Source organism: Agromyces sp. Y182, from assembly GCF_059445385.1.
Genome location: NZ_JCAIUF010000001.1, coordinates 2,797,470 through 2,820,175, shown reverse-complemented (window position 1 = coordinate 2,820,175; position 22,706 = coordinate 2,797,470). Strand labels below are relative to the sequence as shown.

General features: G+C 71.5%; 23 protein-coding genes. 9 read left to right on the top strand and 14 right to left on the bottom strand.

Annotated elements, in window-relative coordinates:
* Window positions 1-21 precede the first annotated feature (21 nt).
* The 3 genes from AC1C2R_RS12935 to AC1C2R_RS12925 form a co-directional block, all read right to left on the bottom strand.
* Window positions 22-882 (bottom strand): 5-oxoprolinase subunit C family protein, encoded by an 861-nt coding sequence (locus tag AC1C2R_RS12935; RefSeq protein ID WP_495380194.1) that lies wholly within the window; start codon window positions 880-882, stop codon window positions 22-24.
* Between the two features lie 155 nt (window positions 883-1,037).
* On the bottom strand, window positions 1,038-1,670 hold the full coding sequence (locus AC1C2R_RS12930) for a 5-oxoprolinase subunit B family protein (protein ID WP_495380193.1): 633 nt from the start codon (window positions 1,668-1,670) through the stop codon (window positions 1,038-1,040).
* Window positions 1,667-2,458: a LamB/YcsF family protein gene (locus tag AC1C2R_RS12925; RefSeq protein WP_495380192.1), complete on the bottom strand. Its 792-nt coding sequence runs from the start codon at window positions 2,456-2,458 to the stop codon at window positions 1,667-1,669. The genes AC1C2R_RS12930 and AC1C2R_RS12925 overlap by 4 nt, the downstream gene beginning before the upstream one ends.
* A 48-nt stretch (window positions 2,459-2,506) precedes the next feature.
* On the opposite strand from AC1C2R_RS12925, the gene AC1C2R_RS12920 reads away from it, so the two are divergent.
* The 4 genes from AC1C2R_RS12920 to AC1C2R_RS12905 all read left to right on the top strand — a co-directional run bounded on the left by AC1C2R_RS12920 (window position 2,507) and on the right by AC1C2R_RS12905 (window position 6,807).
* Window positions 2,507-3,700 carry a PQQ-dependent sugar dehydrogenase gene (locus AC1C2R_RS12920; RefSeq protein WP_495380191.1) on the top strand — a complete coding sequence of 398 codons (1,194 nt, stop codon included), beginning with the start codon at window positions 2,507-2,509 and terminating at the stop codon, window positions 3,698-3,700.
* A 4-nt stretch (window positions 3,701-3,704) separates the two neighbouring features.
* Window positions 3,705-4,331 (top strand): SprT-like domain-containing protein, encoded by a 627-nt coding sequence (locus AC1C2R_RS12915; protein WP_495380190.1) that lies wholly within the window; start codon window positions 3,705-3,707, stop codon window positions 4,329-4,331.
* Between the two features lie 253 nt (window positions 4,332-4,584).
* Complete coding sequence (locus AC1C2R_RS12910) at window positions 4,585-5,988, top strand: HNH endonuclease signature motif containing protein (protein ID WP_495380189.1); 1,404 nt, start codon at window positions 4,585-4,587, stop codon at window positions 5,986-5,988.
* Window positions 5,989-6,195: 207 nt separating this feature from the next.
* On the top strand, window positions 6,196-6,807 hold the full coding sequence (locus AC1C2R_RS12905) for a CGNR zinc finger domain-containing protein (protein WP_495380188.1): 612 nt from the start codon (window positions 6,196-6,198) through the stop codon (window positions 6,805-6,807).
* 46 nt (window positions 6,808-6,853) lie between these two features.
* Here the strand turns inward: AC1C2R_RS12905 and AC1C2R_RS12900 are convergent, their stop codons facing one another.
* Complete coding sequence (locus AC1C2R_RS12900; protein ID WP_495380187.1) at window positions 6,854-7,438, bottom strand: 2-phosphosulfolactate phosphatase; 585 nt, start codon at window positions 7,436-7,438, stop codon at window positions 6,854-6,856.
* Between the two features lie 80 nt (window positions 7,439-7,518).
* Complete coding sequence (locus AC1C2R_RS12895) at window positions 7,519-8,772, bottom strand: hypothetical protein (protein ID WP_495380186.1); 1,254 nt, start codon at window positions 8,770-8,772, stop codon at window positions 7,519-7,521.
* 100 nt (window positions 8,773-8,872) lie between these two features.
* Between AC1C2R_RS12895 and AC1C2R_RS12890 the strand changes: the two genes are divergently transcribed.
* The 5 genes from AC1C2R_RS12890 to AC1C2R_RS12870 all read left to right on the top strand — a co-directional run bounded on the left by AC1C2R_RS12890 (window position 8,873) and on the right by AC1C2R_RS12870 (window position 13,903).
* Window positions 8,873-9,469, top strand: coding sequence for a hypothetical protein (locus tag AC1C2R_RS12890; RefSeq protein ID WP_495380185.1), 597 nt, complete (start codon window positions 8,873-8,875; stop codon window positions 9,467-9,469).
* Window positions 9,466-10,095 carry a DUF1684 domain-containing protein gene (locus AC1C2R_RS12885; RefSeq protein WP_495352885.1) on the top strand — a complete coding sequence of 210 codons (630 nt, stop codon included), beginning with the start codon at window positions 9,466-9,468 and terminating at the stop codon, window positions 10,093-10,095. Before AC1C2R_RS12890 ends, AC1C2R_RS12885 begins: the two co-directional genes overlap by 4 nt.
* A gap of 232 nt (window positions 10,096-10,327) precedes the next feature.
* On the top strand, window positions 10,328-11,896 hold the full coding sequence (locus tag AC1C2R_RS12880) for a DEAD/DEAH box helicase (protein ID WP_495352884.1): 1,569 nt from the start codon (window positions 10,328-10,330) through the stop codon (window positions 11,894-11,896).
* 502 nt (window positions 11,897-12,398) lie between these two features.
* Window positions 12,399-12,959 (top strand): beta/gamma crystallin family protein, encoded by a 561-nt coding sequence (locus tag AC1C2R_RS12875; protein ID WP_495380184.1) that lies wholly within the window; start codon window positions 12,399-12,401, stop codon window positions 12,957-12,959.
* Window positions 12,960-13,180: 221 nt separating this feature from the next.
* Window positions 13,181-13,903 (top strand): VOC family protein, encoded by a 723-nt coding sequence (locus AC1C2R_RS12870; protein WP_495380183.1) that lies wholly within the window; start codon window positions 13,181-13,183, stop codon window positions 13,901-13,903.
* Window positions 13,904-13,996: 93 nt separating this feature from the next.
* Here AC1C2R_RS12870 and AC1C2R_RS12865 read toward each other — a convergent pair whose 3' ends face one another.
* The 9 genes from AC1C2R_RS12865 to AC1C2R_RS12825 all read right to left on the bottom strand — a co-directional run bounded on the left by AC1C2R_RS12865 (window position 13,997) and on the right by AC1C2R_RS12825 (window position 22,675).
* Window positions 13,997-14,500 carry a hypothetical protein gene (locus AC1C2R_RS12865; RefSeq protein WP_495380182.1) on the bottom strand — a complete coding sequence of 168 codons (504 nt, stop codon included), beginning with the start codon at window positions 14,498-14,500 and terminating at the stop codon, window positions 13,997-13,999.
* On the bottom strand, window positions 14,497-15,135 hold the full coding sequence (locus AC1C2R_RS12860) for an RNA polymerase sigma factor (RefSeq protein ID WP_495352880.1): 639 nt from the start codon (window positions 15,133-15,135) through the stop codon (window positions 14,497-14,499). The genes AC1C2R_RS12865 and AC1C2R_RS12860 overlap by 4 nt, the downstream gene beginning before the upstream one ends.
* Window positions 15,136-15,329: 194 nt before the next feature.
* Window positions 15,330-16,823 carry an aldehyde dehydrogenase (NADP(+)) gene (locus AC1C2R_RS12855; RefSeq protein WP_495380181.1) on the bottom strand — a complete coding sequence of 498 codons (1,494 nt, stop codon included), beginning with the start codon at window positions 16,821-16,823 and terminating at the stop codon, window positions 15,330-15,332.
* Window positions 16,824-16,848: 25 nt separating this feature from the next.
* Entirely contained in the window at window positions 16,849-17,850 is a 1,002-nt protein-coding gene (locus AC1C2R_RS12850) for a proline racemase family protein (protein WP_495352878.1), read from the bottom strand.
* Window positions 17,851-17,890: 40 nt separating this feature from the next.
* Window positions 17,891-18,808 carry a dihydrodipicolinate synthase family protein gene (locus AC1C2R_RS12845; protein WP_495380180.1) on the bottom strand — a complete coding sequence of 306 codons (918 nt, stop codon included), beginning with the start codon at window positions 18,806-18,808 and terminating at the stop codon, window positions 17,891-17,893.
* A 52-nt stretch (window positions 18,809-18,860) separates the two neighbouring features.
* A complete protein-coding gene (locus tag AC1C2R_RS12840) occupies window positions 18,861-20,348 on the bottom strand; it encodes an FAD-dependent oxidoreductase (RefSeq protein WP_495380179.1) in 1,488 nt (495 codons plus the stop codon).
* On the bottom strand, window positions 20,345-20,665 hold the full coding sequence (locus AC1C2R_RS12835) for a (2Fe-2S)-binding protein (protein ID WP_495352875.1): 321 nt from the start codon (window positions 20,663-20,665) through the stop codon (window positions 20,345-20,347). The genes AC1C2R_RS12840 and AC1C2R_RS12835 overlap by 4 nt, the downstream gene beginning before the upstream one ends.
* Window positions 20,665-21,849, bottom strand: a complete 1,185-nt coding sequence (locus AC1C2R_RS12830; RefSeq protein ID WP_495352874.1) for an NAD(P)/FAD-dependent oxidoreductase — start codon at window positions 21,847-21,849, stop codon at window positions 20,665-20,667. Before AC1C2R_RS12830 ends, AC1C2R_RS12835 begins: the two co-directional genes overlap by 1 nt.
* A 148-nt stretch (window positions 21,850-21,997) precedes the next feature.
* Window positions 21,998-22,675, bottom strand: a complete 678-nt coding sequence (locus AC1C2R_RS12825; protein ID WP_495352873.1) for a GntR family transcriptional regulator — start codon at window positions 22,673-22,675, stop codon at window positions 21,998-22,000.
* Between the last annotated feature and the right edge of the window lie 31 nt (window positions 22,676-22,706).

Genomic DNA, 22,706 nt, shown 5'->3' with positions numbered 1-22,706 from the left:
GTGAAGAGTTGTTTCCACAGGTCAGACGTGACGGAATCGCACCTCGTACCCGGGCCGCAATTGCGCGACGGCATCGAGCGATGCGGGCGCGACGATCGCGATGACGGGATAGCCGCCGGTGACCGGGCGATCGGCCAGCAGGACGGTCGGCCGGCCGTCGCCGGCGACCTGGATCGAGCCCGGCACCGTCGCCTCGCTCACGAGCTCGCCGGGCACCCGCCGCTCGAGTGCGGGGCCGGCGAGGCGCGCGCCGACCCGGTCGGCTTGCTCCGACACGCGCCATGCGGTGTCGAAGAGCGTCGCACGTGCATCGTGCGTGAACCAATCGGCGCGCGGCCCCGGCAAGAGGGCGAGCGTCACGGCACCGGTCGGCGGCGGGAACGCCGCTTCCCGGTCGAGCAGGGGCACGGATGCCGCGGGCGCCGCGCCGATCGTGAGCACACGACCCGCGGCGACGGGGTCGGGACCGATCGCGGCGAGCGTGTCACGAGAGCGCGAGCCGAGCGACTCGGGTTCGTCGATGCCGCCGCGCACCGCGAGGAGGTATCTGAGGCCCTGTGCGGCCGGTGCGATCTCGAGCAGCGCACCTGCACTCGCGCGTGCAGCAGTGTAGAGCGCGACGGGCCGGCCATCGAGCGTCACCGGCCCCCAAGCGCCGGCGACCGCGATCCAGGTCTCCTCGTCGAATCGCGCACGGAACCCGCCGAGCAGGATCTCGAGCCCAGCCGTGCCGTCGGGGTTGCCGACGAGCCGGTTCGCGAGCGCGAGGGCTGCGCGATCGAGCGCCCCTGAGCCGGCGACGCCGAGATGGGCGAGGCCCGGCCGGCCGAGATCCTCGACGAGCACGAGCGGCCCTGTCTCGAGCACGGTGAGACCGCTCAAGGGCGATCACCGCCCCGGCACAGCACCCTGAAAGCCACGGTGAGGCCGCTCAAGGGCGATCACCGCCCCGGCACAGCACCCTGAAAGCCACGGTGAGACTACTCAAGGGCGATCACCGCCCCGGCACAGCACCCTGAAAGCCACGGTGAGACTACTCATGGGCCGTCGACCGCCCGGAAGCGCACGCGACGGCCGGGCACGAGCAATGCGGGCACCGGGTCACTCGGATTCCAGAGCACGGCATCGGTGCGCCCGATCAGACGCCACCCGCCGGGGCTCTGGCGCGGATAGACACCGGCGAAGGCTCCGGCGAGCGCGACGGCACCCGCTGGCACCCGGACGCGGGGAGCGTCGAGGCGCGGCACCTCGAACGGCCAGCCGTCGCTCACGAGGTAGCCGAATCCGGGTGCGAACCCGATGAACGCGACCCGCCACTCCGCGGCCTGGTGCCTTGTGGCCAACGCATCGGGCGAGACACCGAGGAGGCCGGCCGTCTGCCACAGGTCATCGCCGTCGTAGACGACATCGATCACCGCCTCGCCGGCGACCTGACCCGCGCGCCGCGCACCGGCCTCGGACGGGATGCGCCGCACCCAGGTCGCCGCAGACTCGAGCGGCAGCCGCTCGGGATCGACCGCGACGAGAATCGTGCGGGCGGCCGGCACGAGTTCGATGACACCAGCGGGCGGCTCTGCCGCGAGCGCGTCGTGCAGCGCCAGCACCTCCTCGAGCGAGTCGCACTCGACGAGCAGGGCTGCGTCACCGCTCGGCAGCAGGCGGCGGCTCACGCGAACGACTCGATCGAGATGTCGGAGCGTTCGAGCGCAGCGCGCACCGCCCGGGCGATCGCGACGGCACCGCTCGTGTCGCCGTGCACGCAGAGCGAGTCCGCGGCGAGCTCCACTCTGCTGCCGTCATCGGCGGTGATGCCGCCGGTCTCGACGATCTCGAGCGCCCGATCGGATGCCGCGGCCGGGTCGTCGATCATGGCGCCCGGCTCCCCTCGCAGCACGAGGGAGCCGTCGGCCACGTACCCCCGATCGACGAACGCCTCACGGGCGTACCGGATGCCCGCGGCATCCGCTGCCCGTTCGACCGCGCTGCCCGGCGGGCCGAGCACTGGAAGCGAGGCGTCGTAGGCGGCGACGGCCTCGACGAACGCATGAGCAGCCGAGTCATCGCTCGTGAGCCGGTGATAGAGGGCGCCGTGCGCCTTCACGTAACGCACGCGGGTGCCGGCCGCACGGGCGAGTCCGTCGAGGGCGCCGAGCTGCGCGAGCAGTTCCGCGGCGATCTCGGCGGGGCTCGTGTCGAGCGCGCGTCGCCCGAAGCCCGCGAGGTCGCGGTAGCCCGGGTGCGCGCCGAGCGCGACGCCGATGCGGGCGGCGAGCCGAGCACTCCCGAGCATCGTCATCGGGTCGCCCGCGTGGAAGCCGCACGCGATGTTCGCGCTCGAGACGAGGGCGAACATCGCCTCGTCGTCGCCCAGGCGCCACGCCCCGAACGACTCGCCGAGGTCGCTGTTGAGGTCGATGCTGTTCAGGTCGATGCTGTTCGCATCGTTCTCGACGGGCATGCTCCCATTCTGGCGCGGACTCGCGCAGACTGGGGTGGGGAGGGCCGGATGCCGCGCAGTCATGCTCGAGACGACCTGCGTCTGCGCGCAGCATCCGTCGCCCTGATCACGCTCGTCGTGCCGTTGGCCGGTCTTGCCGGCTGCGCATCGGAGCCGCCCCTGCCGAGCCCGACCCCGCTCGCATCCACGGATGCCCCGCCGTCGACGTCACCGCCCGCGACGCCTGTTCCCCCGCCTCCCGTGCTGCAACCGGCCGGCACCCCGGAGGCGATCGCGGCGGGACTCGACGCGCCGTGGTCGATCCTGTTGCTGCCGAACGGCGGCGTGCTCGTCAGCGAACGCGACAGCGGCGACATCGTCGAAGTGCTGGCCGACGGCTCACTGCGGCTCGCTGCCACCGTGCCCGGCGTCGCGGCGGGGGGCGAGGGCGGGCTGCTCGGTCTCGCCTTTCTCGCGAGCGACGGGGAGCGGCCCGATCGCGTCTACGCCGCGCACACCGCGGCATCCGACAATCGGGTCGTGCGGATGCCGCTGACCGGCGCACCCGGCGCACTCGCGCTCGGCGCGCCGGAGCCCGTCGTCACCGGCATCCCGCGCGGCGGGGCCAACCACAACGGCGGCCGCATCGCGTTCGGGCCCGACGGCCTGCTCTACGTGACCACCGGTGACGCCGGCAACCGGGATGCCGCGCAAGACCCCGCCTCGCTCTCGGGCAAGATCCTGCGAGTCACGCCCGACGGCGCAGCGGCACCCGGCAACCCTTTCGGGAATGCCGTCTGGAGCCTCGGCCACCGCAACCCCCAGGGCATCGCGTGGGACGCGCGCGGCGACATGTGGGCCGCGGAGTTCGGGCAGAACACGTGGGACGAGCTGAACCGCATCTCGCGCGGCGGCAACTACGGCTGGCCGATCGTCGAGGGCCAGGCCGGCGACGGTCGGTTCCTCGACCCCGTCGTGCAGTGGCCCACCTCCGAGTCGAGCCCGAGCGGGCTCGCGGTGATCGGCGACACGCTCTTCCTCGCGGCGCTGCGCGGCGAACGCGTCTGGACCGTGGCACCCGCGACGAGCGGCGGCGCACCCACCGCGACTCCCTGGTTCGCGGGCGAGCTCGGGCGCATCCGCGACGTCGCCGCCGGACCCGACGGCTCGCTCTGGCTCATCTCGAACAACACCGATGGGCGAGGGTCGCCCGGCGATGGCGACGACCGGTTGTACCGGGTGCCGCTCGCGCCGACCGGCTAGGTGGGTGCGGGCGCGGGCGCGGGCGCTGGCGCTGGCGCTGGCGCTGGCGCTGGCGCTGGCGGCCGGAATCTGCACCCGATCGGGGGTCGCCGCCTTCTCGCCGGTGTCGCCGGTCAGCGCTATTGTCTGTTCCATGGCGGATCTCGAGCGCGTGCGGCGGTGGGCCGAGGCCCTCATCGCGCTGCATCTCGACAATGCCACCTGGACGTTCGGGTTCGACAACGCGAAGAAGCGCGCCGGCCTCTGCAACTACACCGACAAACGCATCTCGGTCTCGCGCTACCTCGCCGCCCGCTACGACGATGACGAGATCCACCAGATCCTGCTGCACGAGGTCGCGCACGCCCTCGCCGGGCCGCGCGCAGCACACGGGCCGAAGTGGGCGTCGATCGCATCGAGCCTCGGGTACGTCGGCCGTCGCACCCATGACGGCGAAGTGGCCCACGAACTCGCGCCCTGGATCGGGCAGTGCCCCGCCGGCCACGAGCACTTCCGCTACCGCGAGCCGCAGCGCCAGTTGAGTTGCGGACTGTGCCGCCGAGGCTTCGACCTGACGAACCTCATCGTGTGGCACCGCCGCGAGATCACCGCCGCGGTGCGGCGCAAGGCGGCGAGCGCGGCGAGCGGCTGAGCGAGGTAGGCGCACCTGCCGCCTGCAGGTCGTCTCGACACGTGCGAGTCGACCGCGCACCCGTGAGGTTCGAGAGAGCCGACGGATGCCTCCTGCCGCGCACCAGCTCGGCTGCCCGCTTCGTCGGCGTGAAACCCCACTGACTCATCCTCCACAGTGTCGCATTCGCCAAGTTCTCCACAGGCGGTTTTCGCAGATCAGGTTTATTTTCCGACCCGCTCCGAATGTCGGTGGGTGGGTGCAGGATCGAAGCATGGAAGAACACCCGCTACCGCTGCAGGCGCTCGAACGCGACCTCGATGCCTTGCGCGCGAGGTGGGCAGACGGCCTGCCGGCGTTCGGTGCGACCACGGGTTCGACGCAAGGCGAGCTCGAGCAAATGAGCGACGCGGCCTTGATGCGAGTGACCGAGACGCTCGCGCAGGTTCGCCGCGACGCAGACGCGTTGCTGACCCGGGTTGCCGCCGAAGTCGCCAAGCGCTCGGGCAGCACGTTCGGCAACGATGGCCTCGCGAAGGCGCAGGGCTTTCACAACCCGGTCCGGCTCATCGCGGCCTCCCTCGGCGGTTCGCGGGGCGATGCTGCGAAACACATCGCGGTCGGCACCGCGACCGCCGAACGGCAGACCTTCGGCGGTCACCGGGCCCCCGCGCCCCACCCACACGTTGCCGCGACCTTGGCGACGGCGTCGATCAGTGTCGAGGCGGCCTCGGCGATCACCTCGATGCTCGACCGCGTCGCGCTGCGCGCCGACGCGGCACTGGCCGACGTGGTCGAAGCCGCACTCGTCGAACTCGCCGGGCGGGTTCCCCTCGAGTTGCTCCTGCGCGGAGTCCGTGAAGCAGAGGCGCGTCTCGACGAATCCGGGGTCGAGCCCCGCGAGGAGGCCCTCCGGCAGGAGCGGTCCTTGACGATGCGTGAAGACGGCGCCGGCATGCTGCACCTGCACGCCCGGCTCGACCCGGAGTCCGCCGCACCCCTCAAGGCAGCCATCGAGGCGCTCGTCAGCGACGTGTTGCGCCGACGGGAGCCCAAACCCGACGAGACGGGTGCCGTGATCGAAGATGCACGGTCGATCCCGCAGATCCAAGCCGACGCACTCGCCGCTCTCGCCCGGCACACCCTCGGCTGCACGCAGACCCTCACCCCGCTTGCCAAGACGACCGTCGTGATCCGCCTCGACCTGCGCACGCTCACCGACGGGCTCGGGCATGCCGGCATCGATGGCATCGAGCAACCGATCTCCGCCGGCACCGCCAGGCGCATGGCCGCCGACGCCGAACTCATTCCCGCCGTCCTCGGCGGCCAATCCCTGCCACTCGACCTCGGTCGCACCGCTCGCCGCTTCACGAAGGCGCAGCGTCTCGCTCTCGCTGAGCGCGATGGTGGCTGCGCCTCGTGCGGGCAGAACATCGGCTACGTCGACGCCCACCACATCCGCTGGTGGAAGCGCGACGACGGGCCGACCGACCTCGCCAACGGCGTCATGCTGTGCAGCTTCTGCCACCACATGATCCACCGCGAAGCTTGGGAGATTCGCGCGACCGCGAGTGAGGTGTGGTTCATACCACCACCGCACGTCGATCCGCACCGGACACCACGACTTGGCGGCAAGGCGCGCTTCGCCTTGCCCGAACGTCAGCACGCTGCGGCCTGACCCGGGAATCAGCCGACCCCGACAGGCGCATCGTTGATGTGTCGACTGCGACGCCCGACGCCCGACGGCCCGACGCCCGGCGCCCGGCGCCCGGACTCAGAGATCGCGAGGCGCCTCGCTCGCTACGTCTACGACCATGCCGTTCGCCGCATACATCCCCGAGCCACGCCGTCGATGAGGCGACCCGTCAGCCAGTACCTTGGTTGTATGCCCGTCTCCACCGTCTCGATCGCCGTCGGGCAATGGTTCACCAGCGGCGAAGGCACTCGCTGGTGGTTCGACTCGGGTTCGTTCGCACTCGACTTCGCCTACACCGGCCAGATCGGCGGCCTGCAGTCGGGCGAAAGACTCCACGCGCCCGATGACCTCACGCGGTGGCTGTACGAACGGTTCCCTGTGCCCGTGGGCGCGGCGCGCTCCCGCGATCTCTTCGACGCGATCGCACTTCGCGATGCGATCAGCCGCATGGCGGTGGCCGCGAGCCGCGAAGAGCAGCTGCGCGCCGCCGACGTCGACCTCGTGAACCTCTATGCGGCCACACCCGACATTCCGCCGTCGCTCGCGGGCGGCACCCGGCAGGCCGGCCGCTCGGTGCAAACCGTGCCGCAGTCGCTCTCCACGATCGCGCGTGATGCCGTCGACCTCTTCGCGCCGGCGAGCGTCGAGCGCATCCGCTGCTGCTCGGGCGCCGACTGCGAGGTCGTGTACCTCGACACCTCGAGGGCGGCGAGTCGTCGATGGTGCTCCATGCAGCGCTGCGGAAATCGCGCCAAAGTTCGCGCACACCGGGCGCGGAAGGCCGTGCGCCCCGCCGCGTGAGTGGTCACCACGACGACCGCGCGACGACGAAACGCGGGCACCTCGATTAGTCGACGGATGCCTCGGCGGCCGCCCCGCTCGGGCGAACGACTCGCACCGTCTGGATCGAGTCGAGTGCGGCGACCCCGTGCAACTCGACGGTGCTCATGCCCGCGGCTGCGGCCGCACGACCCGAGACCGACGCCGAGGTGAGGTGACGCACCGCCCGGCGCAGGCCCCCGAACGCCGCGCTCGCGACCGCGGCCTCTGGTGAGGTGTCGTCGATGCCGAGCGACGCCAGCGCATCGATGACGGCTCCCGCACCGAGCAGGTCTTCAGCGGTGAACCCCTCCGCGGCATCACCCGCGGCGATGATCGCAATGAAGGCACGGCGCCCGAGACGTTCCTGCTCGGCGAGGATCCAGCGCGCGGTCGCGGTGGCGTCGACGAGTCCCGCGGCGAGCACTGCGGCCTGCGCGGGAGCGAGCTCGACGACGCCCTCGGGCAGGTCCTGCACCGAGGCATCCGGAACCACATCGACCCAGACGAGCAGGTCGGCGCCGGCGCTGATGCGTGCCGTACCGCGGCGACCCCAGTCGAACCGCACCTGATACGTCGATTGGGCCTCGGGGCCCGGGTTCTGCTCGTTCACCCGCACAGGTTATCCCGTGCGGCGGGGGTGCCTGCGCCGGATGACGGGGATCTCGACGCGGGCCGCGGCGCGGGAACCGCTCACATCGCGCGGTAGAGCGCCAGCGCCTCGGCGTCACTCGCCCGCGATGTCGCCCGGCGCGCCGCGTCGAGCGCCGCCACCGGATCCGGCTCCTGATGGGCGATGAGGAGTTGGCGTTCGGCCTCCGCCAGCCTGGTGCGGGCGTCGGCGCCGACCGCGTGTCCGCCCCGATCGATCGCCGCACGGGCAACCCGCAACTGGCTCTCGGCGATGGCGATCGCCCCGCCGAGCGCCCCGCGGGCGCCGTCGAGACGGCCCTGCGCGTTGCGAGCCGCAGCGAGTGCGACCTCGAGCCGGTCCCGGCACGCCCGGAGCCGGTCGCGGTCGGTGAACGGGTCGCCGGCCAGTTCGGCATGCCCGGCCATCGCGGCCGAGCCGTCGCCGATCGCCGATCCGAGCACCTCGGCAGCGTCGGGATCCTCCTGAGCATCGCGCTCGCGCCGCGCTGCCACGAGCTCGCCGTCGAGTGCGGCGGCCTCCCGCGACGCATCCGATTGCGCGGCCGCGAGGGCCAGTTCGACGGCGTCGATCTCATCGAGGTCGCGGGTCGCGCGTACGAGCGCATCCTCCGCAGACCCCAGCCGACCGGCCGCCGGCTCGGCACGTGCGAGGCTCGCCTCGGCCGCGTCGAGCGCGACGGTCGCCTCGACGAGCGCGGCATCGACCCGGGTCGCCGCCCCTCGCCCGGCGGCGAGCGCCGATGGCGCGAACCTCGAGCCGAGTCGCCCGAGCATCGCCTCGGCCTCGAGTCGTCGGCGGCCGAGCTGCTCGACCTGCTCGCGCAGCGCCGGCAGTTCGGCGTGCGCCCCGCGCTCGCTGCGTCGCCTGGAGGCGAGTGACGACTTCGCATCGTCGAGCACCCCGATCGCAGAGACGCAGAGGCCTTCGATACGGGCGCTCCAGGTGCGTCGTTCGGCCACGGTATCGACCTCGGCGTCGTCGAGACGCTGCTGCAGGATGAACGCCTCCCGCAGCCAGCCCCGTGCCGAATCGAGCGCCGTGTGCATCGCCCGCGCCTGCTCGGCGCCGAACTGCGCCTCCGCGTAGGCGACTTCGCGTTCCGCATCGCGCACGGCGTTGTCGGCCTGCACGATGAACACCTTGGCCCTCGCCTCGGCCTCGGCGCCTTCGGCGAGCGCGCCGCGCTCCCGACGCGCACCGCTCCGGCGCAGCGCCACCACCGCACCGGCGAGTGCGGCGACAGCGGCCGCGAACACGACGAGGGAGGGCAACCACCAGAGTCCGTCGGGCATGAGCGGGAGTCTAGGCGTTCGTGGTTCGGTTGAACCGTGCGTCAGCTTCGAATCCGGCGCGGCGCTTGGCAGGGGCATCCGAGCGCCCTACTCTCAGCTCATGCGGGTGCTGCTGAAACTCACGCTCGATTGCACTCCGGATGCCGCATGGCGGGCGCTCCGGAGTCCGGCCGTGCTGCGCGAGGTCGTCGCGCCGTGGCTCGACTTCGACTCGCTCGAGCCGGGCGGTCTGCCGACGGTCTGGCCAGAGGGACCGCACCGCTTGCGCGTGCTCGCCTTCCGCCGCTATCCGATCGGCGAGGAGCGCGTCGAACTGAGCAGCCCGGGCGGCCTGCCCGTCGGCGTGCGGATGCTGCGCGACGGCGGTGGCGCCGAGACCGGTCCGTTCGCCGCGTTCGAGAGCTGGGATCACCGCATGGCCGTCTCGGCCCTCCCCGATGGTCGCACCCTCTACCGCGACCGGTTGCTCGCGAGCGCCGGCGCCCTCGACGCGCTCGCCTGGTATCCGACCTGGGCGTTCTGGCAGTGGCGCGGCATACGGCTGCGACAGCTCGCACCCGGTTGGCGGTACGACCCTCCGGGCACCGCCGATGCCGCCGATGCCGGCGGTGCCGGCGGTGCCGGCGGTGCCGGCGGTGCCGCGGCATCGGAGACCGCGGCAACGGCGACGCTCGCCTCGATGGGGGCGGCGGCATGACCGACACGATCGGCGCCCTCCAGCTGGCCGACTGGCGACGACGCGTCTTCGGACTTTACTCGGGCGTGCGTCAGTTGAGCGTGCACTCCCCCGCTGCCGGCCATGAGCTGTGGAAGTCCGCGCGAGACGAGCTCTTCGCGGGGCATCCGCAATCGCCTCTGCTGCCCGACGACCGGGCCAGCTTCACCGGACTCACGGTGGCCAGGTACGACCCCGACTGGCGGTTCGAACTCGAGGTGCGCCGCGCCGCCGAGCCCGTGCGCATCACCGTCGACAGTGCGACCGACGGCGTGATTCCGTTCTCGCTCATCGGCGAGGTGCGCGTTCCCTACCTCGGCACCCTCGACGTGTGGCGGCTCACGGGCTACGGCGGCGGACTCTTCCTGCCCGTCAAAGACCGACTCGCCGGCACCCCGGGCGGCACCTACGGCGGCGGGCGATACCTGCTCGACTCGGTGAAGGGCGCCGATCTCGGGCCGGGCGCCGAGCCCGACTCCCTCGTCATCGACTTCAACTTCGCCTACAACCCGTCGTGCGCCTACGATCCGTCGTGGTCCTGCCCGCTCGCCCAACCGGGCAACACGCTGCGCGAAGACGTGCCCGTCGGCGAACGGATGCCCCGCTGACGGCGGTTGCACAGGGTCATCCGCTAGAGTGATCGATGGCGGCCGCGATGAACGCGCCGCTTGCGTCGTAGAAACGCTTCCGGGCACCGCACATCGTGCAGTGGCCCGTTGACTCTCATACGGCGAACGGATGCGCCGACCGGCGCCTTCGCCACAACACCCACCGCCGGGCCGAGAACCCTCCGCAAGCCGGAGCTCGAACCAGCGGTGTGCTCTGCCCTGAAAGGCACCAGTGACCGACATCACCTTCAGCACGCTCGGCGTGCCGGCCCCCCTCGTCGCGGCCCTCGCCGCCGACGGTAAGACCACCGCGTTCCCGATCCAGGTCGACACGCTGCCCGACACGCTCGCCGGACGCGACGTGCTCGGCCGCGGCAAGACCGGCTCGGGCAAGACCATCGCCTTCGCGCTGCCCATGATCGCGCGCCTCGGCACCACGCTCGCCGGCGGACGTCGCCGCCCGGGCCGCCCCCTCGCCCTCGTGCTCGCACCGACCCGCGAGCTCGCCACCCAGATCGACGCGGTGCTCGCGCCGCTCGCCGCCGCCTACGACCTGAAGACCACGACGATCTTCGGCGGCATCAGCCAGAAGCGCCAGGTCGACGCGTTGCGCGCCGGCGTCGACATCGTCGTCGCCTGCCCGGGCCGTCTCGAAGACCTCATGAAGCAGGGCTTCGTCACGCTCGACGCGATCGAGATCACCGTGCTCGACGAGGCCGACCACATGGCCGACCTCGGCTTCCTGCCCGTCGTCACGCGCATCATGGACAAGACCCCCTCAGGCGGTCAGCGCCTGCTGTTCTCGGCGACGCTCGACAACGGTGTGGACAAGCTCGTCAAGCGCTTCCTCCACAACGAGGTGCTGCACTCGGTCGACGAGGCCACCTCGCACGTCGCCGCGATGACCCACCACGTGTTCGAGGTCGCCGACGTCGACGCGAAGAACGAGCTCGTGCGCACCCTCGCCTCGGGCACCGGTCGTCGCATCCTCTTCATGCGCACCAAGCACCACGCGAAGAAGCTCGCGAAGAAGCTCACCGAGCAGGGCATCCCCGCGGTCGACCTGCACGGCAACCTCTCGCAGCCGCAGCGCGACCGCAACCTCGCCGCGTTCTCCGACGGCTCGGCCAACGTCATGGTCGCCACGGATGTCGCGGCCCGCGGCGTGCACGTCGACGCCATCGAGCTCGTGATCCACGTCGACCCGCCCATGGAGCACAAGGCGTACCTGCACCGCTCGGGCCGCACCGCCCGCGCCGGCAGCGAGGGTGACGTCGTCACCATCAGCCTGCCCGCGCAGAAGCAAGACTTGAAGACGCTGCTCCGCAAGGCCGCGATCACCGTCACGCCGCAGCAGGTCACCGCGACCTCGGCGGCCGTGACCACGCTCGTCGGCGACGTCGCTCCCTTCGTGAAGCCGTCGCCTCGTGCGGCTGTGCAGCAGCAGGGCGGCGGCGGCCGCTCGCAGGGCGCCAACGCGCAGCGCAAACGCACCGCTCGCGACGAGCGCGGCGCCGGCGAAGGCCGCACGAGTGCCGGTCAGGGCCGCGGACGCGGTCGTGGCGGCAACGGCGACGGTCAGTCGGATGCCGCGGGCGCACCCCGCCGCGACCGCTCGGGCCGCCCGGCCGAGGCGCGTGCGAACGCCCCGAAGCAGGGTGGCGGCCAGGGCCGCGGCGCGCAGACGACGGGCGCGCAGCGCGGGTCATCCGCTCGCTCGGGCGCGAAGGCGCCGCTTCGTGTCGGCAGCCTCGTCTCGCCCTCGGGCAACTCGCGCGGCAACCGGCGCGCCCAGGGCTGACGCCCGAACACCCGGCTGAACGGCCTCGACGAGTTCGCTCGTCGGGGCCGTTCGTGTCTCGTGGTGCAGCTGAGCGTGCTGAGCCCCCGACTTTCCTCCTGGTCGCGCCGACTTGGCAGGACCCGCCGAAGTGACAGGCCGCGCCGAAAGGACCGGCGTCCCCCGACACCGGCCCGTTGCTCACCGTGAATCTGAACCGGTCCGAGTCCCCTGCGGGCCGGCACCGCGCACGGCGAGCGCGACGGCGTGCGATCACAATCCCGATATGACCGCCCGACCGATCTCGCCGCCGACCATGAGTGCCACGGTGATCGTCGCCGCCATCGCACCGGCGACGATCGTGGTCGCCATCACTCTCGTTCCTCGCATCCACAACCTCCGTCCCTCACACGGATATGTCCGGATCCCCGTCGGCGGTTCCATCGGGTCGCCGCGGAACCCCACGCCCGTGCCGGACATAACGATGTGTGCGGCCGAGCGGCCGCGTGAGAAGAGGAACCCGATGAAGAAGATCCGTGCGATCGGCGCTGTACTCGCAACGACGTTCGTGTTCGCGACCCTTGCTGCGGTCTCACCGGCGACGGCGGCACCACTCGATGCCGCCGTCCAGAGGGCCGCCGCCCCAGTGCACTGCGCCGTCGAAGTGCAACCCGTCGATGCACCGGTCGTCGAAGCGACGCCCGTCTGCTTCGCGGAGCGACAGAGCGTCGACCGATATCTCGATCTGATCGCCGCGGCGGATGCGTCGTCGCGCGGTGTGGCTGCGGCAGCCACGACCCCGCTCGGCACCGTCTACTCCGACAGCAATGGAGGCGGCTCGAGCCTCACTCTCTGGGGGTCGAGCGGATGCTACGGCGTGCTCTTCGGCTTCTCGAGCATGCCCTCGGGCTGGAGCAACAACGTGAGCTCAGCCGGCGGCTCCAACGGGTGCTGGGTTTCCCTGTACACGACGACGGGCTACGGCGGATCCCGCCTGACTTGCACGCCATGGTGTGGCGGCGTCGGCACCCTGAACGACCAAGTGCGCTCGGTGGTCTTCCGCCCCGCCGGCACGTTCGGCTAGGCCGGTAGGATCGTGCGGCGCATGAGCCTGTCCGGCCGACCAGCCGCTTCATCTGCGCGCGGTCGCCGATCGTCGTCACGGGCAGCATGGGCGATCCACTGAGCCGGCCGCGGGCTGCGACGGTCGTGGTGAGGCGCGTCTGCACGAGGTCCGAGCGCCTCACGAGTTCGAAGTGGATTCTCTGATGCCGCTGCGGCTGAACCAGAGTTAAACTCATGTCTATGGACATGCTCAAGGGCAAGCAGATCGCCGCCGCCGACCTGACCGACTGGCGCAAACTGGCCCAGGGACTGCATGCCCGGTACGTGGTCGACGACTTCGGCACCGGCGCACGGTTCGTCGTCGCGGTGGGCGAGGCGGGCGACGCGCTCGGCCACCACCCGCGCGTGTCGATCGGCAATGGGTACGTCGATCTCGAGTTGATCAGCGACGACGCCATCTACCGCGACGACGAGGGCACCGAACACATCGTCGAATGGGTGACCCAGCAGGACGTCGACCTGGCGCGCCGGATCACCGAGATCGCCGCCGACCACAGCCTCGCCGCCGAACCGGCCTCGGTCAGCCACATCGAGCTCGGCCTCGACACGGGCCACTCAGCGACCATCGCCCCAGTGTGGGCCGCGCTCCTGACCGGGAGCCCCGAGTCCCAGGGCCGCGGGTCCCCCAGCGACGAAATCCGGGACGCCACGGGACGGGTACCGAACCTGTGGTTCGGGGACGCCGACGAGCACGAGACCCCGCGTCACCGGTTCCACATCGAGGTCTACGTGGCGCCCGAGGTGGCCGAGCAACGGATCGCCGCCGCCCTCGCCGCGGGCGGGATCGTCGTCGATGACAGCGACACGCCATCGCTCACGGTGATCGCCGATCAGGATGGCAACAAGGGAATCGTCTGCGTCGACGTGTCCGCTGCGAAGGTCGACGTGTCCGCGGCGAAGTAGGAGTGAACCGCCGACTGGGGTGGCCACCACCTCCCGTGCCGGAGCCGTCCTCCACGCCATCATCGCCTGGACCGAACGAGTGCGAGACACCACCTAGTCGTCGAGCAGTGCCAGACCGAGCGCGGGACAGATCGACGCATTCGAAGACGGCACGATCACCGCGCTCCCGTCGGGCATGACACAGGCCTGCAGCTCGTCGGGAACGCGGCCCGGCGGGTTGCTCTGCGCCGACGGATCGTACTCGGCGTCGAGCACCCCCTGCTGCCACATCAGTGAGCAGAGCTCGACCGCATCGGCGACCCTGCCCTCGCCGCTCGGCGAGGCAATCGTCGCCGACGAGCCAGGATAGCTGCCATCGGCATTGCGTTCCGCGGCCGTCATGCACAGCACGATCTCGGCGTTCGAGACTGCGGTGGGCTGCAGCAGCACCGCACCCGCCGTGGCGGCGGCACCGATCACGAGCACGCCGAGACCGCCCCAGCCGAGCAGTCGCGTGCGACGGCGCTTGGCCTGGGCGACCGGCTCGGAGCGCACGTGATCGAGGAGCATCTCGCGAATCGCGGCATCCCGTTCGGGGCGCATCTCGGGCCCGTTCATCCGGTCACCCCCAGGTCGTCGACGGATGCAGCGCCCGAAGCGGGCGCGGCGCCCGGGGCGCCGTGCTCTCGTGGCTCACGAAGGTCGCCGAGCGCCTGCTGGAGCTTCGTGCGCGCCCGCGAGAGCCGGGACTTCACGGTGCCGACGGGCAGATCGAGCACGCTCGCGACGGTCGCCATCGAGAGTTCGTCGACGAGGCACAGGTCGACGATGCGGCGATCGCTCGCATTCAGGCGCTGGAGTGCTGCGGCGATGCCGCGCGCGATGCGCTCGCCGTCGAGCCGCTCACCGACCTCATGGCTCGGATCGGCCGAGAACTCGGCGGCCGGGAGCTTCGCGAGCAAGCGCCGGTATCGCCTGCCCGACCGCTGGCTGTTGAGTGACACGTTCGTGGTCACGACGAGCAGCCATGGCAGGAGCGAACCGTCGACGAACCGCACCGCGTGTCGGCGCCGCCACGCCTCGAGGAAGACCATGGCGACGACGTCTTCCGATTCAGTGCGGTCGAGCGTGCGGGAATACGCCTTGCGGAAGATGCGCGCGCGATAGCGGTCGTAGACGACGCCGAACGAAGCCTCCGTGCCCGAGGTCGCCTCGAGCCAGAGCACCGCGTCGGATCGGGCATCGTCAACCATGGTCGAGCCAGCCTAACCGCGCCGCGCCGCATCGGCGCATGCACCCCGGCCCGCGGGCCGACGCCGCATCCCCTCGCCTTTCGCGTTCCCCGGGTGTCTTCCATGCCGCACGGTCCCCTTTCCATCGGCGAAGCCCGCCGCACAGAGAGGTATGTCCGGATGCCGACGCCGGGTTCCGTGCCGGCCGAACCCGATTACCCGACCGAGGCGCGCGACCCCCACGATGTCGACTGCCCCGCGGGTGAGAACGCCTGCGGCACGCCCCAAGGGTTCGCACTCTGCAGGGGCACCGGCAGCAGCGCTTCAGCGGCGCCCTGGTAGGCGACCGGGCGGAGGAACCGCGTGATCGCCGCGGTGCCGACCGAGGTCGAGGAGTCGTTCGTCGTCGCGGGCCACGGCCCACCGTGCTGCATCGCCGGCGTGACCGCGACGCCCGTGGGCCAGCCGCCGAAGAGCACCCGCCCGGCGTGCTCGGTGAGCACGCGTACGAGCGCGCGCAGCGGGGCATCCGCTTCACCGGTCGCCGCGTGCACCGTGGCCGTGAGGTTGCCCTCGAAGAGCGTGGGCACGAGGCCGGCGAGGTCGGTGCCGGCCTCGTGCTCGACGAGCACCGAGAGCGGCCCGAAGGCTTCACCCAGCAGCACGTCGCGCCCGGCGACGAGGTCGTCGAGCGAGACGGCGACGATCGTCGGGGTGGCCCGACCCTGCCCGTCGCCGTCGATCTCGATGCTGCCGGGTGCGATGACGCGCACGCCCTGCGCGGCGAGGATCTCGTCGCGGCGCGTTCGGTAGCCGGCGGCGATACGCGGGTTCAGCAGGCGGTGCGGGGCGACGGATGCCGCGGCATCCGCGATCTCGCCGTCGAGGCCGTGCCCGAACGGCACGAACACGAAGCCCGGCTTGGTGCAGAGCTGCCCCGCCGAGCCCGCGACGCTCGCGACGTATCCCGCGGCGATCTCGCTGCCGCGTTCCGCGAGGGCGCCCTGCGTCACGAAGACCGGGTTGACGCTGCCGAGCTCGCCGTAGAACGGGATGGGTGCGGGGCGCGCAGCAGCGATGTCGGCGAGCAGGCGGCCGGCGGGGATCGAGCCCGTGAACGAACCGGCCTTCACGCGCGGGTCTTTGAGGATCGCGACGCCCTCGGCCTGGCCCGTGACGAGCTGGAACACCCCATCGGGCATGCCCGCGGCTGCGAGAGCCGCCGCGACGACCTCGGCAGTGCGCCGGGAGAGTTCGGGGTGGCCGGAGTGGCCCTTCAGGATCACGGGGCAGCCGGCGGCGAGCGCCGCGGCGGTGTCACCGCCCGCGACCGAGAACGCGAAGGGGAAGTTCGAGGCGGCGAAGTTCACGACGGGGCCGACCGGCACGAGGTAACGGCGCACGTCGGGGCGCGCACCGAGCACGAACTCCGGGTCGGCGGCGTCGATGCGCACGTCGAGGTAGCCGCCGTCGACGATCGTGTCGGAGAAGAGACGCAGCTGCACCGCAGTGCGCTTGAGCTCGCCGCGGAGGCGCGCCTCGGTGAGGCCCGTCTCGTCCATCGCGATGCCGACGAGCTCGTCGGTATTCGCTTCGAGCGCGTCGGCGACGGCCACGAGGGCTGCGCCGCGGTCGCGCGGGTTCGTCTCCGCGAACGGAACGGCTGCTGCGGCAGCGCCTGCCGCGATGGTCTCGAGGTCTTGCGTCATGAGGTCTCCTTGAGTGCGGCGGCGGTTAGAACTGGAAGCCGGTCGGGAACGGGTCGGCGGGGTCGAGCAGGTACTGGGCGGTGCCCGTCACCCACGCACGACCGGTGATGGTCGGGATGACCGCGGGCCGGCCGTCGACCTCGGTCTCGGCGATGAGCCGGCCGACGAAGCGACTGCCGATGAACGATTCGTTGACGAAGTCGGTGTCGAGCGCAAGCTCGCCGCGGGCCCAGAGCTCGGCCATGCGCGCCGAGGTGCCCGTGCCGCACGGTGAGCGGTCGAACCACCCGGGGTGGATCGCCATGGCGTGGCGCGACAGCGTGGCATCCGACCCCGGGGCGATGAATTCGACATGGTGGCAGTGGTCGACGCCGTCGATGAACGGATGCCGCGGCGGCGCGGTCTCGTTGATCGCCGCCATGATCGCGAGACCCGCCGTGATGATCTCTTGCTGCCGCGAACGGTCGAACGGGAGCCCGACATCGTCGAGGTCGACCATCGCGTAGAAGTTGCCGCCGAACGCCATCGAGTAGGGCACGGTGCCGTATCCCGGCACCTCGATGGTGGTGTCGAGCGCGTCGACGTAGCTCGGCACGTTCTCGATCGTCACCGAGTCGGCATGGCCGTCGGTCACGGCGACCCGAGCGACGACGAGCCCCGCAGGGGTGTCGAGGCGGATCTCGGTGACGGGCTCGACGACCTCGACCATGCCCGTCTCGACGAGCACCGTGGCAACGCCGATCGTGCCGTGCCCGCACATCGGGAGGCATCCGCTCACCTCGATGAACACGACGCCCCAGTCGCAGTCGAGGCGCGTCGAGGGCTGGAGGATGGCACCGCTCATCGCGGGATGACCGCGCGGCTCGTTCATGAGGAAGAGCCGCAGCTCGTCCATGTGCGCCATGAAGTGCAGGCGCTTCTCGTTCATCGTCTCGCCCGGAATCACGCCGACGCCGCCGGTGACGACGCGCGTCGGCATGCCCTCGGTGTGCGAGTCGACGGCAGAGATCATCCGCTTCGAACGCATGTGTCCTCCTCCAGCCCTGCCCTGTTCCTACCCCGCGGGCCTAGCGGCTCGCGATGTAGTCGAGCGCCTTCTGCGTGTCGCGGCGTACGAGCGCCTCGTGCTCGGCCGAGAGCGGACCGCGCGGCGGGCGGGTGGTTCCACCGTAGCTCTGCCCGGCGACGTCGATCGACAGCTTGATGGCTTGCACGAACTCGGTCTTCGAGTCCCAGCGGAACACGGCGACGAGGTTCTTGTAGAGCTCGCGGGCGGCGTCGATCCGCCCGGACTTCACGAGGTCGTAGATCTCGACGGCCTCCTTCGGGAAGGCGTTCGGGTAGCCGGCGAACCAGCCGGTCGCGCCCACGACGAGCGACTCGAAGAGCAGGTCGTCGGCGCCGGCGATGACGTCGATGCCGCAGAGCTCCTGGATCTCGAGCACGCGACGGATGTCGGTCGTGAACTCCTTGATGGCCACGACGTTCTCGAGCTCGAAGAGCTCGGCGACGAGGTCGGGGGTCAGGTCGACCTTCGTGTCGATGGGGTTGTTGTAGAGCATGATCGGCAGGCCCACCTCGTTGAGGCGCGTGTAGTGCTCGATGACCTCGGCGCGGTTCGCACGGTAGATGGTCGGCGGCAGCGCGAGCACGCCATCTGCGCCGTCGGCCTTCGCGTACTCGGCCCACTGCACGGCCTGGTGCCAGCCGACGCCGTGCACGCCCGCGACGACGAGTCCGCGGCCCGCCACGGTCTCCACCGCGACCTGGATGACCTTGCGGCGCTCGTCGTCGGTGAGGCTCGAGTACTCGCCGAGCGAGCCGTTCGGGCCGACGCCGCGGCATCCGTTCTCGATCAGGAAGTCGCAGTGCGCGGCGAACTTCTCGTAGTCGACGGCGAGGCCCGCGGGCGCCGATGCGTCTTCCTTGAAGGCGAGGGTTGTCGCAACGACGACACCGCCGAGGTCGAACTTCTGCGTGGTCATGGATGTCCTTTCTGGACGATGGGAGTGTTGTGGACGTTGAAGTGCAACGCGCTCACTCGGGCGCGACGCCCGCGGCGAGTTCGCCGAGGCGCACCGGCGAGGCGATGGGGCGGCGGTCGGTCGTGACGCGCTCCGGCTGGTCGAGTAGGCCGCCCGCGGCCACCCCCCGCTGGTCGAGTAGGCCGCCCGCGGCCGTATCGAGACCCCCGACCGCACCGGCTGCCCCCACGAGTTCCTCGACCGTGCGACCGCAGACGCGGCCCTGGCAGATGCCGAGGCCCGCGCGCGTCGTGAGCTTCATCGAGCGGAGCCCGCTGCCGCCGGTCTCTGCGGCGGTCTCGCGGAGGCAGCCGTAGGGCACCTCTTCGCAACGGCAGACGAGGGTGTCGTCGTCGAGCCAGGCGGTCCAGCCCGAGCGGATGCCGTGCGCCGCCTCGATGCGGGCTGCGAACCCCGTGAATGTCGTGCGCGCACGAACAGCCCGGCGAATGCCGGCATCCGTCGGTGCTCCGCCGGCGGCGCAGTGGCCCGCGAGTTCACCCTCGGCGAGCGCTGCGTCGACACCGCCGATGCCCGTGATCTCACCCGCGGCGTAGACCCCGGTGACGCTCGACAACTGGGCCGCGTCGACCTCGACGAAACGCGCCGGGGAGATCGCGCAGCCCGCGGCGATCGGCAGCTCGAGGCGCGGCGTGAAGCCGTGGCTGACGCACACGGCGTCGGCGGCGATGCGCCGCTCGGTGCCGGGCACGGGCTTCCAGTTCGCGTCGACCCGGGCGACCGTGACGGCCTCGACCCGGTCGAAGCCGTGCGCGGCGATCACCGCACGACCGGTCGCGTACGGAATGAGGTGCCGCACGTGCGTGCCGACGTAGCCTGCGAGTTCGCCGCCCTTCTTCGCGGCGCCGAGGAGCTGCCACGGCTTGCGCAGCCACCCGCGCACGAGTCCGGCGACGCGGCTTGCCTCGTAGACGCCGAGCACCTTCGCACCGGTGGCGGCGAGGGACGCCGCGACGGGGAGCAGGAACGGACCGGCGCCCGCGATGACGACCCGCTGGCCGATCGCGACCCGCTCGCCCTTCGCGAAGGCCTGCGCCGCCCCGGCGGTGAAGACGCCCGGCAGGTCCCAGCCGGGGAAGGGCAGCGTGCGGTCGTGGGCGCCGGTGGCGAGCACGAGCGCGTCGGGGCGGAACGTGCGGGCGGCGCGGCGCGAGCCGTCGGGCGGCCCGACGAGCACGTGCACGGCGAGGGGAGCGGCGGGGGCAGGGGCATCCGCGGGTTCGATCGCCCAGACCTGGGCGCCCATCACGATCTCGCAGCCGGCATCGGCTTCGAGGGCCCCGCGCATGGCGGTGAAGCGATGCCAGCCGTGGTGGATCACCTGCTCGTCGGCCGAAGGGCGCTCGGGTGGCAGGTGCCGCCAGTACTGGCCGCCCGGTTCGTCGGCAGCATCGAGCAGGGTCACGGATGCCCCGCGAGCCCGTGCAGCGAGCGCGGCGGCGAGTCCGGCGGGGCCGGCGCCGACGATGACGACGTTCATTCCGCCTCCGGGAGTTCGTCGTGCTGACTCTCGACGATGTCGCCGTCGACCGCCCGGCGCTGACAGGCACGCACGTCGCGCTCGCCGTTGACCGTGACGATGCAGTCGAAGCAGATGCCGATGCCGCAGAACAGGCCGCGCGGGCGACCGTCGACCGAGGTGCGCCGCCACGCGAGCCGGCCGCTCGCGAGCACGACGCCCGCGATCGTCTGCCCGGCGATGCCGCGCACGGCCGCGCCGTCGAGCGAGATCGCGAGCGGCGCGCTCGCCGAAGGACGGATCGGGTCGGAGGAGGCCGGCAGCAGTCGCGCGCCCATCACGCCACCGCCGCGAGGTGGGGCGCGAGTGATGCGCGGTCGAGCCGGAACGGTGTCGCGTCGATCGACGCCGATCGATCCGTGAACTCGGTGACGAGAAGTTGGGCGGTCGCGAGCGAGAGTCCGATGCCCGCGCCCTCGTGGCCACTGGCGTGCCAGAGGCCGGGCGCGCGGTGGTCGGCGCCGATCACGGGCAGGTGATCAGGCATGAACGGCCGGAACCCGCCGTAGCTGCGCATGATGCTCGCGCCCGCGAGAAATGGGAAGAGCCGCAGCGCCTTCACCGCGATCTCGCGGAGCGCGGCGACCCGCAGCCGATCGTCGAAGCCGATCTGTTCACGGCTCGAACCGATGAGCACGGTGCCTGCAGCCGTCGACTCGACGACGCTCGACGTCTGCAGCGCCGCGTCGCTCGACTGGGTGGCGCCGAAGTAGTCGCCGTCGTACACCTTGTGGAAGACGCGGTGGGGCATACGCGTCGTGACGAGCACGTTGCCGCGGCGGGGTCTGACCGGCAGGTGCACCCCGAGCGAGGCCGAGACCTCGCCCGACCAGGGGCCGGCAGCGACGATCACTGCGCCAGCCGGCACGTCGCCTGCCGTCGTCGTGACGCCGGCGACGCGGCCGCTGACATCACGCAGCGCACCGGTCACGGTGACGAACGGGCGGATGTCGGCACCGTGGTTCCTCGCCGAGGCGAGCAGTGCTTCGGTGGCGATGACCGGCTGCACCTGCGCGTCTTCGGGGTAGTGCACAGCCGCGGTGATCGCGGGGTTCAGGTGCGGCTCGAGGGTGCGGGCATCGTCGATCGTGATGGCGCGCGCATCGACGCCGGCAGCGAGCTGGGATGCCGCGAATGCGAGCAGCGGCGCGGCGCCCTCGGCGGTGGTGGCGACGACGAGCCCGCCCTTCTGCTCGTACTCGATCGCCGGGAACGACGAGCGGAGCTCGTCGGCGAGTTCGGCGGCGAGGCCCGGCCAGAGGGAGGCGGCGTACTGGGCGAGCGCGAGCTCCGCGCCGGGGCCTTTGTCGGAGACGAGGAGGTTGCCTTCGCCCTTCGCGCTCGTGCCCGAAGCCGGGGCATCGCGGTCGAGCACGGTGACGCGGAACCCGGCCAGGGCGAACGCCCGCGCACACGCGGCGCCGACGATGCCGGCCCCGACGACCACGATGTCACTGATCATGGCGCTGCTCCCCTTCCCGTTGGATCGATCGTATCAGTAATATGTCACACATTGCCGGGTAGGAAGCGCGGTCTGGGCGGGGCCGCATACCGCGTGCCGACTCCGGCCACGGGACATCCGCTCGCGCCTCGCCCTCGCCCCAGCTCCCTCAGCCCTGCTCGGTCTCGGGGTTGCCCGCCCACCAGCCGAGCGTGTGATGGATGTGCCGGTGCATGAGCTCGCGCGCCCCTGCGGCATCCCCTGCCTCGAGCAGTTGCAGGAGCTCGAGGTGCTCGGCTGCCGACTCGTCGAGCCTGTTGGTCTCGAGCATCGCCGAGAGCCCAACGAGTCTCGTACGCGACCGCAACTCGGCGACGGTCTCGACGAGCAGGCGGTTGCCCAGCATGCGCGTGAGCGTCAGGTGGAAATGCACGTCGGCCTCGAGGTAGGCGCGCAGGTCGCCCGTGCGCGCGCCGACGACGATCTGCGCGGCGAGCTCGGTGAGCGCCGGCAACTCGCCGGCCGGGAACCGTCGTGCGAGCTCCTCCATCGCCGGCGGCTCGAGCAACTGTCGCACCTCGACGATCTCGCGAAGCACCTCGGGGCTCACGGTCGTGACCCGGAAACCCTTGTTGCGCACCGGTTCGACGAACCCCCGCCCCTCGAGATCGAGCATCGCCTCTCGCACCGGCGTCGCCGACACGTCGAACTGCGCCGCGAGCGTCGGTACCGTCAGCAGTGTGCCCGGTGCGAGCTCGCCGGAGATGATCGCGGCCGAGAGCGCCTGCTCCACCTGCGCGCGCAGGCTCTGTTGCTGCTCGACCGGACGAATCGCGGTGACCCCCATAGCTGTTCCGACCTCTCTCATCGATCGCGGG

Excerpts from the sequence above, each read along its gene's own strand:
- AC1C2R_RS12890 (WP_495380185.1), top strand. The coding sequence starts at position 8,873 with ATGCGGGTGCTGCTGAAACTCACGCTCGATTGCACTCCGGATGCCGCA.
- AC1C2R_RS12895 (WP_495380186.1), bottom strand. The coding sequence starts at position 8,772 with ATGCCCGACGGACTCTGGTGGTTGCCCTCCCTCGTCGTGTTCGCGGCC.
- AC1C2R_RS12865 (WP_495380182.1), bottom strand. The coding sequence starts at position 14,500 with ATGAACGGGCCCGAGATGCGCCCCGAACGGGATGCCGCGATTCGCGAG.
- AC1C2R_RS12855 (WP_495380181.1), bottom strand. The coding sequence starts at position 16,823 with ATGACGCAAGACCTCGAGACCATCGCGGCAGGCGCTGCCGCAGCAGCC.
- AC1C2R_RS12825 (WP_495352873.1), bottom strand. The coding sequence starts at position 22,675 with ATGGGGGTCACCGCGATTCGTCCGGTCGAGCAGCAACAGAGCCTGCGC.
- AC1C2R_RS12885 (WP_495352885.1), top strand. The coding sequence starts at position 9,466 with ATGACCGACACGATCGGCGCCCTCCAGCTGGCCGACTGGCGACGACGC.
- AC1C2R_RS12905 (WP_495380188.1), top strand. The coding sequence starts at position 6,196 with ATGCCCGTCTCCACCGTCTCGATCGCCGTCGGGCAATGGTTCACCAGC.
- AC1C2R_RS12845 (WP_495380180.1), bottom strand. The coding sequence starts at position 18,808 with ATGACCACGCAGAAGTTCGACCTCGGCGGTGTCGTCGTTGCGACAACC.
- AC1C2R_RS12860 (WP_495352880.1), bottom strand. The coding sequence starts at position 15,135 with ATGGTTGACGATGCCCGATCCGACGCGGTGCTCTGGCTCGAGGCGACC.
- AC1C2R_RS12830 (WP_495352874.1), bottom strand. The coding sequence starts at position 21,849 with ATGATCAGTGACATCGTGGTCGTCGGGGCCGGCATCGTCGGCGCCGCG.
- AC1C2R_RS12875 (WP_495380184.1), top strand. The coding sequence starts at position 12,399 with ATGAAGAAGATCCGTGCGATCGGCGCTGTACTCGCAACGACGTTCGTG.
- AC1C2R_RS12835 (WP_495352875.1), bottom strand. The coding sequence starts at position 20,665 with ATGGGCGCGCGACTGCTGCCGGCCTCCTCCGACCCGATCCGTCCTTCG.
- AC1C2R_RS12910 (WP_495380189.1), top strand. The coding sequence starts at position 4,585 with ATGGAAGAACACCCGCTACCGCTGCAGGCGCTCGAACGCGACCTCGAT.
- AC1C2R_RS12920 (WP_495380191.1), top strand. The coding sequence starts at position 2,507 with ATGCCGCGCAGTCATGCTCGAGACGACCTGCGTCTGCGCGCAGCATCC.
- AC1C2R_RS12925 (WP_495380192.1), bottom strand. The coding sequence starts at position 2,458 with ATGCCCGTCGAGAACGATGCGAACAGCATCGACCTGAACAGCATCGAC.
- AC1C2R_RS12870 (WP_495380183.1), top strand. The coding sequence starts at position 13,181 with ATGGACATGCTCAAGGGCAAGCAGATCGCCGCCGCCGACCTGACCGAC.
- AC1C2R_RS12850 (WP_495352878.1), bottom strand. The coding sequence starts at position 17,850 with ATGCGTTCGAAGCGGATGATCTCTGCCGTCGACTCGCACACCGAGGGC.
- AC1C2R_RS12840 (WP_495380179.1), bottom strand. The coding sequence starts at position 20,348 with ATGAACGTCGTCATCGTCGGCGCCGGCCCCGCCGGACTCGCCGCCGCG.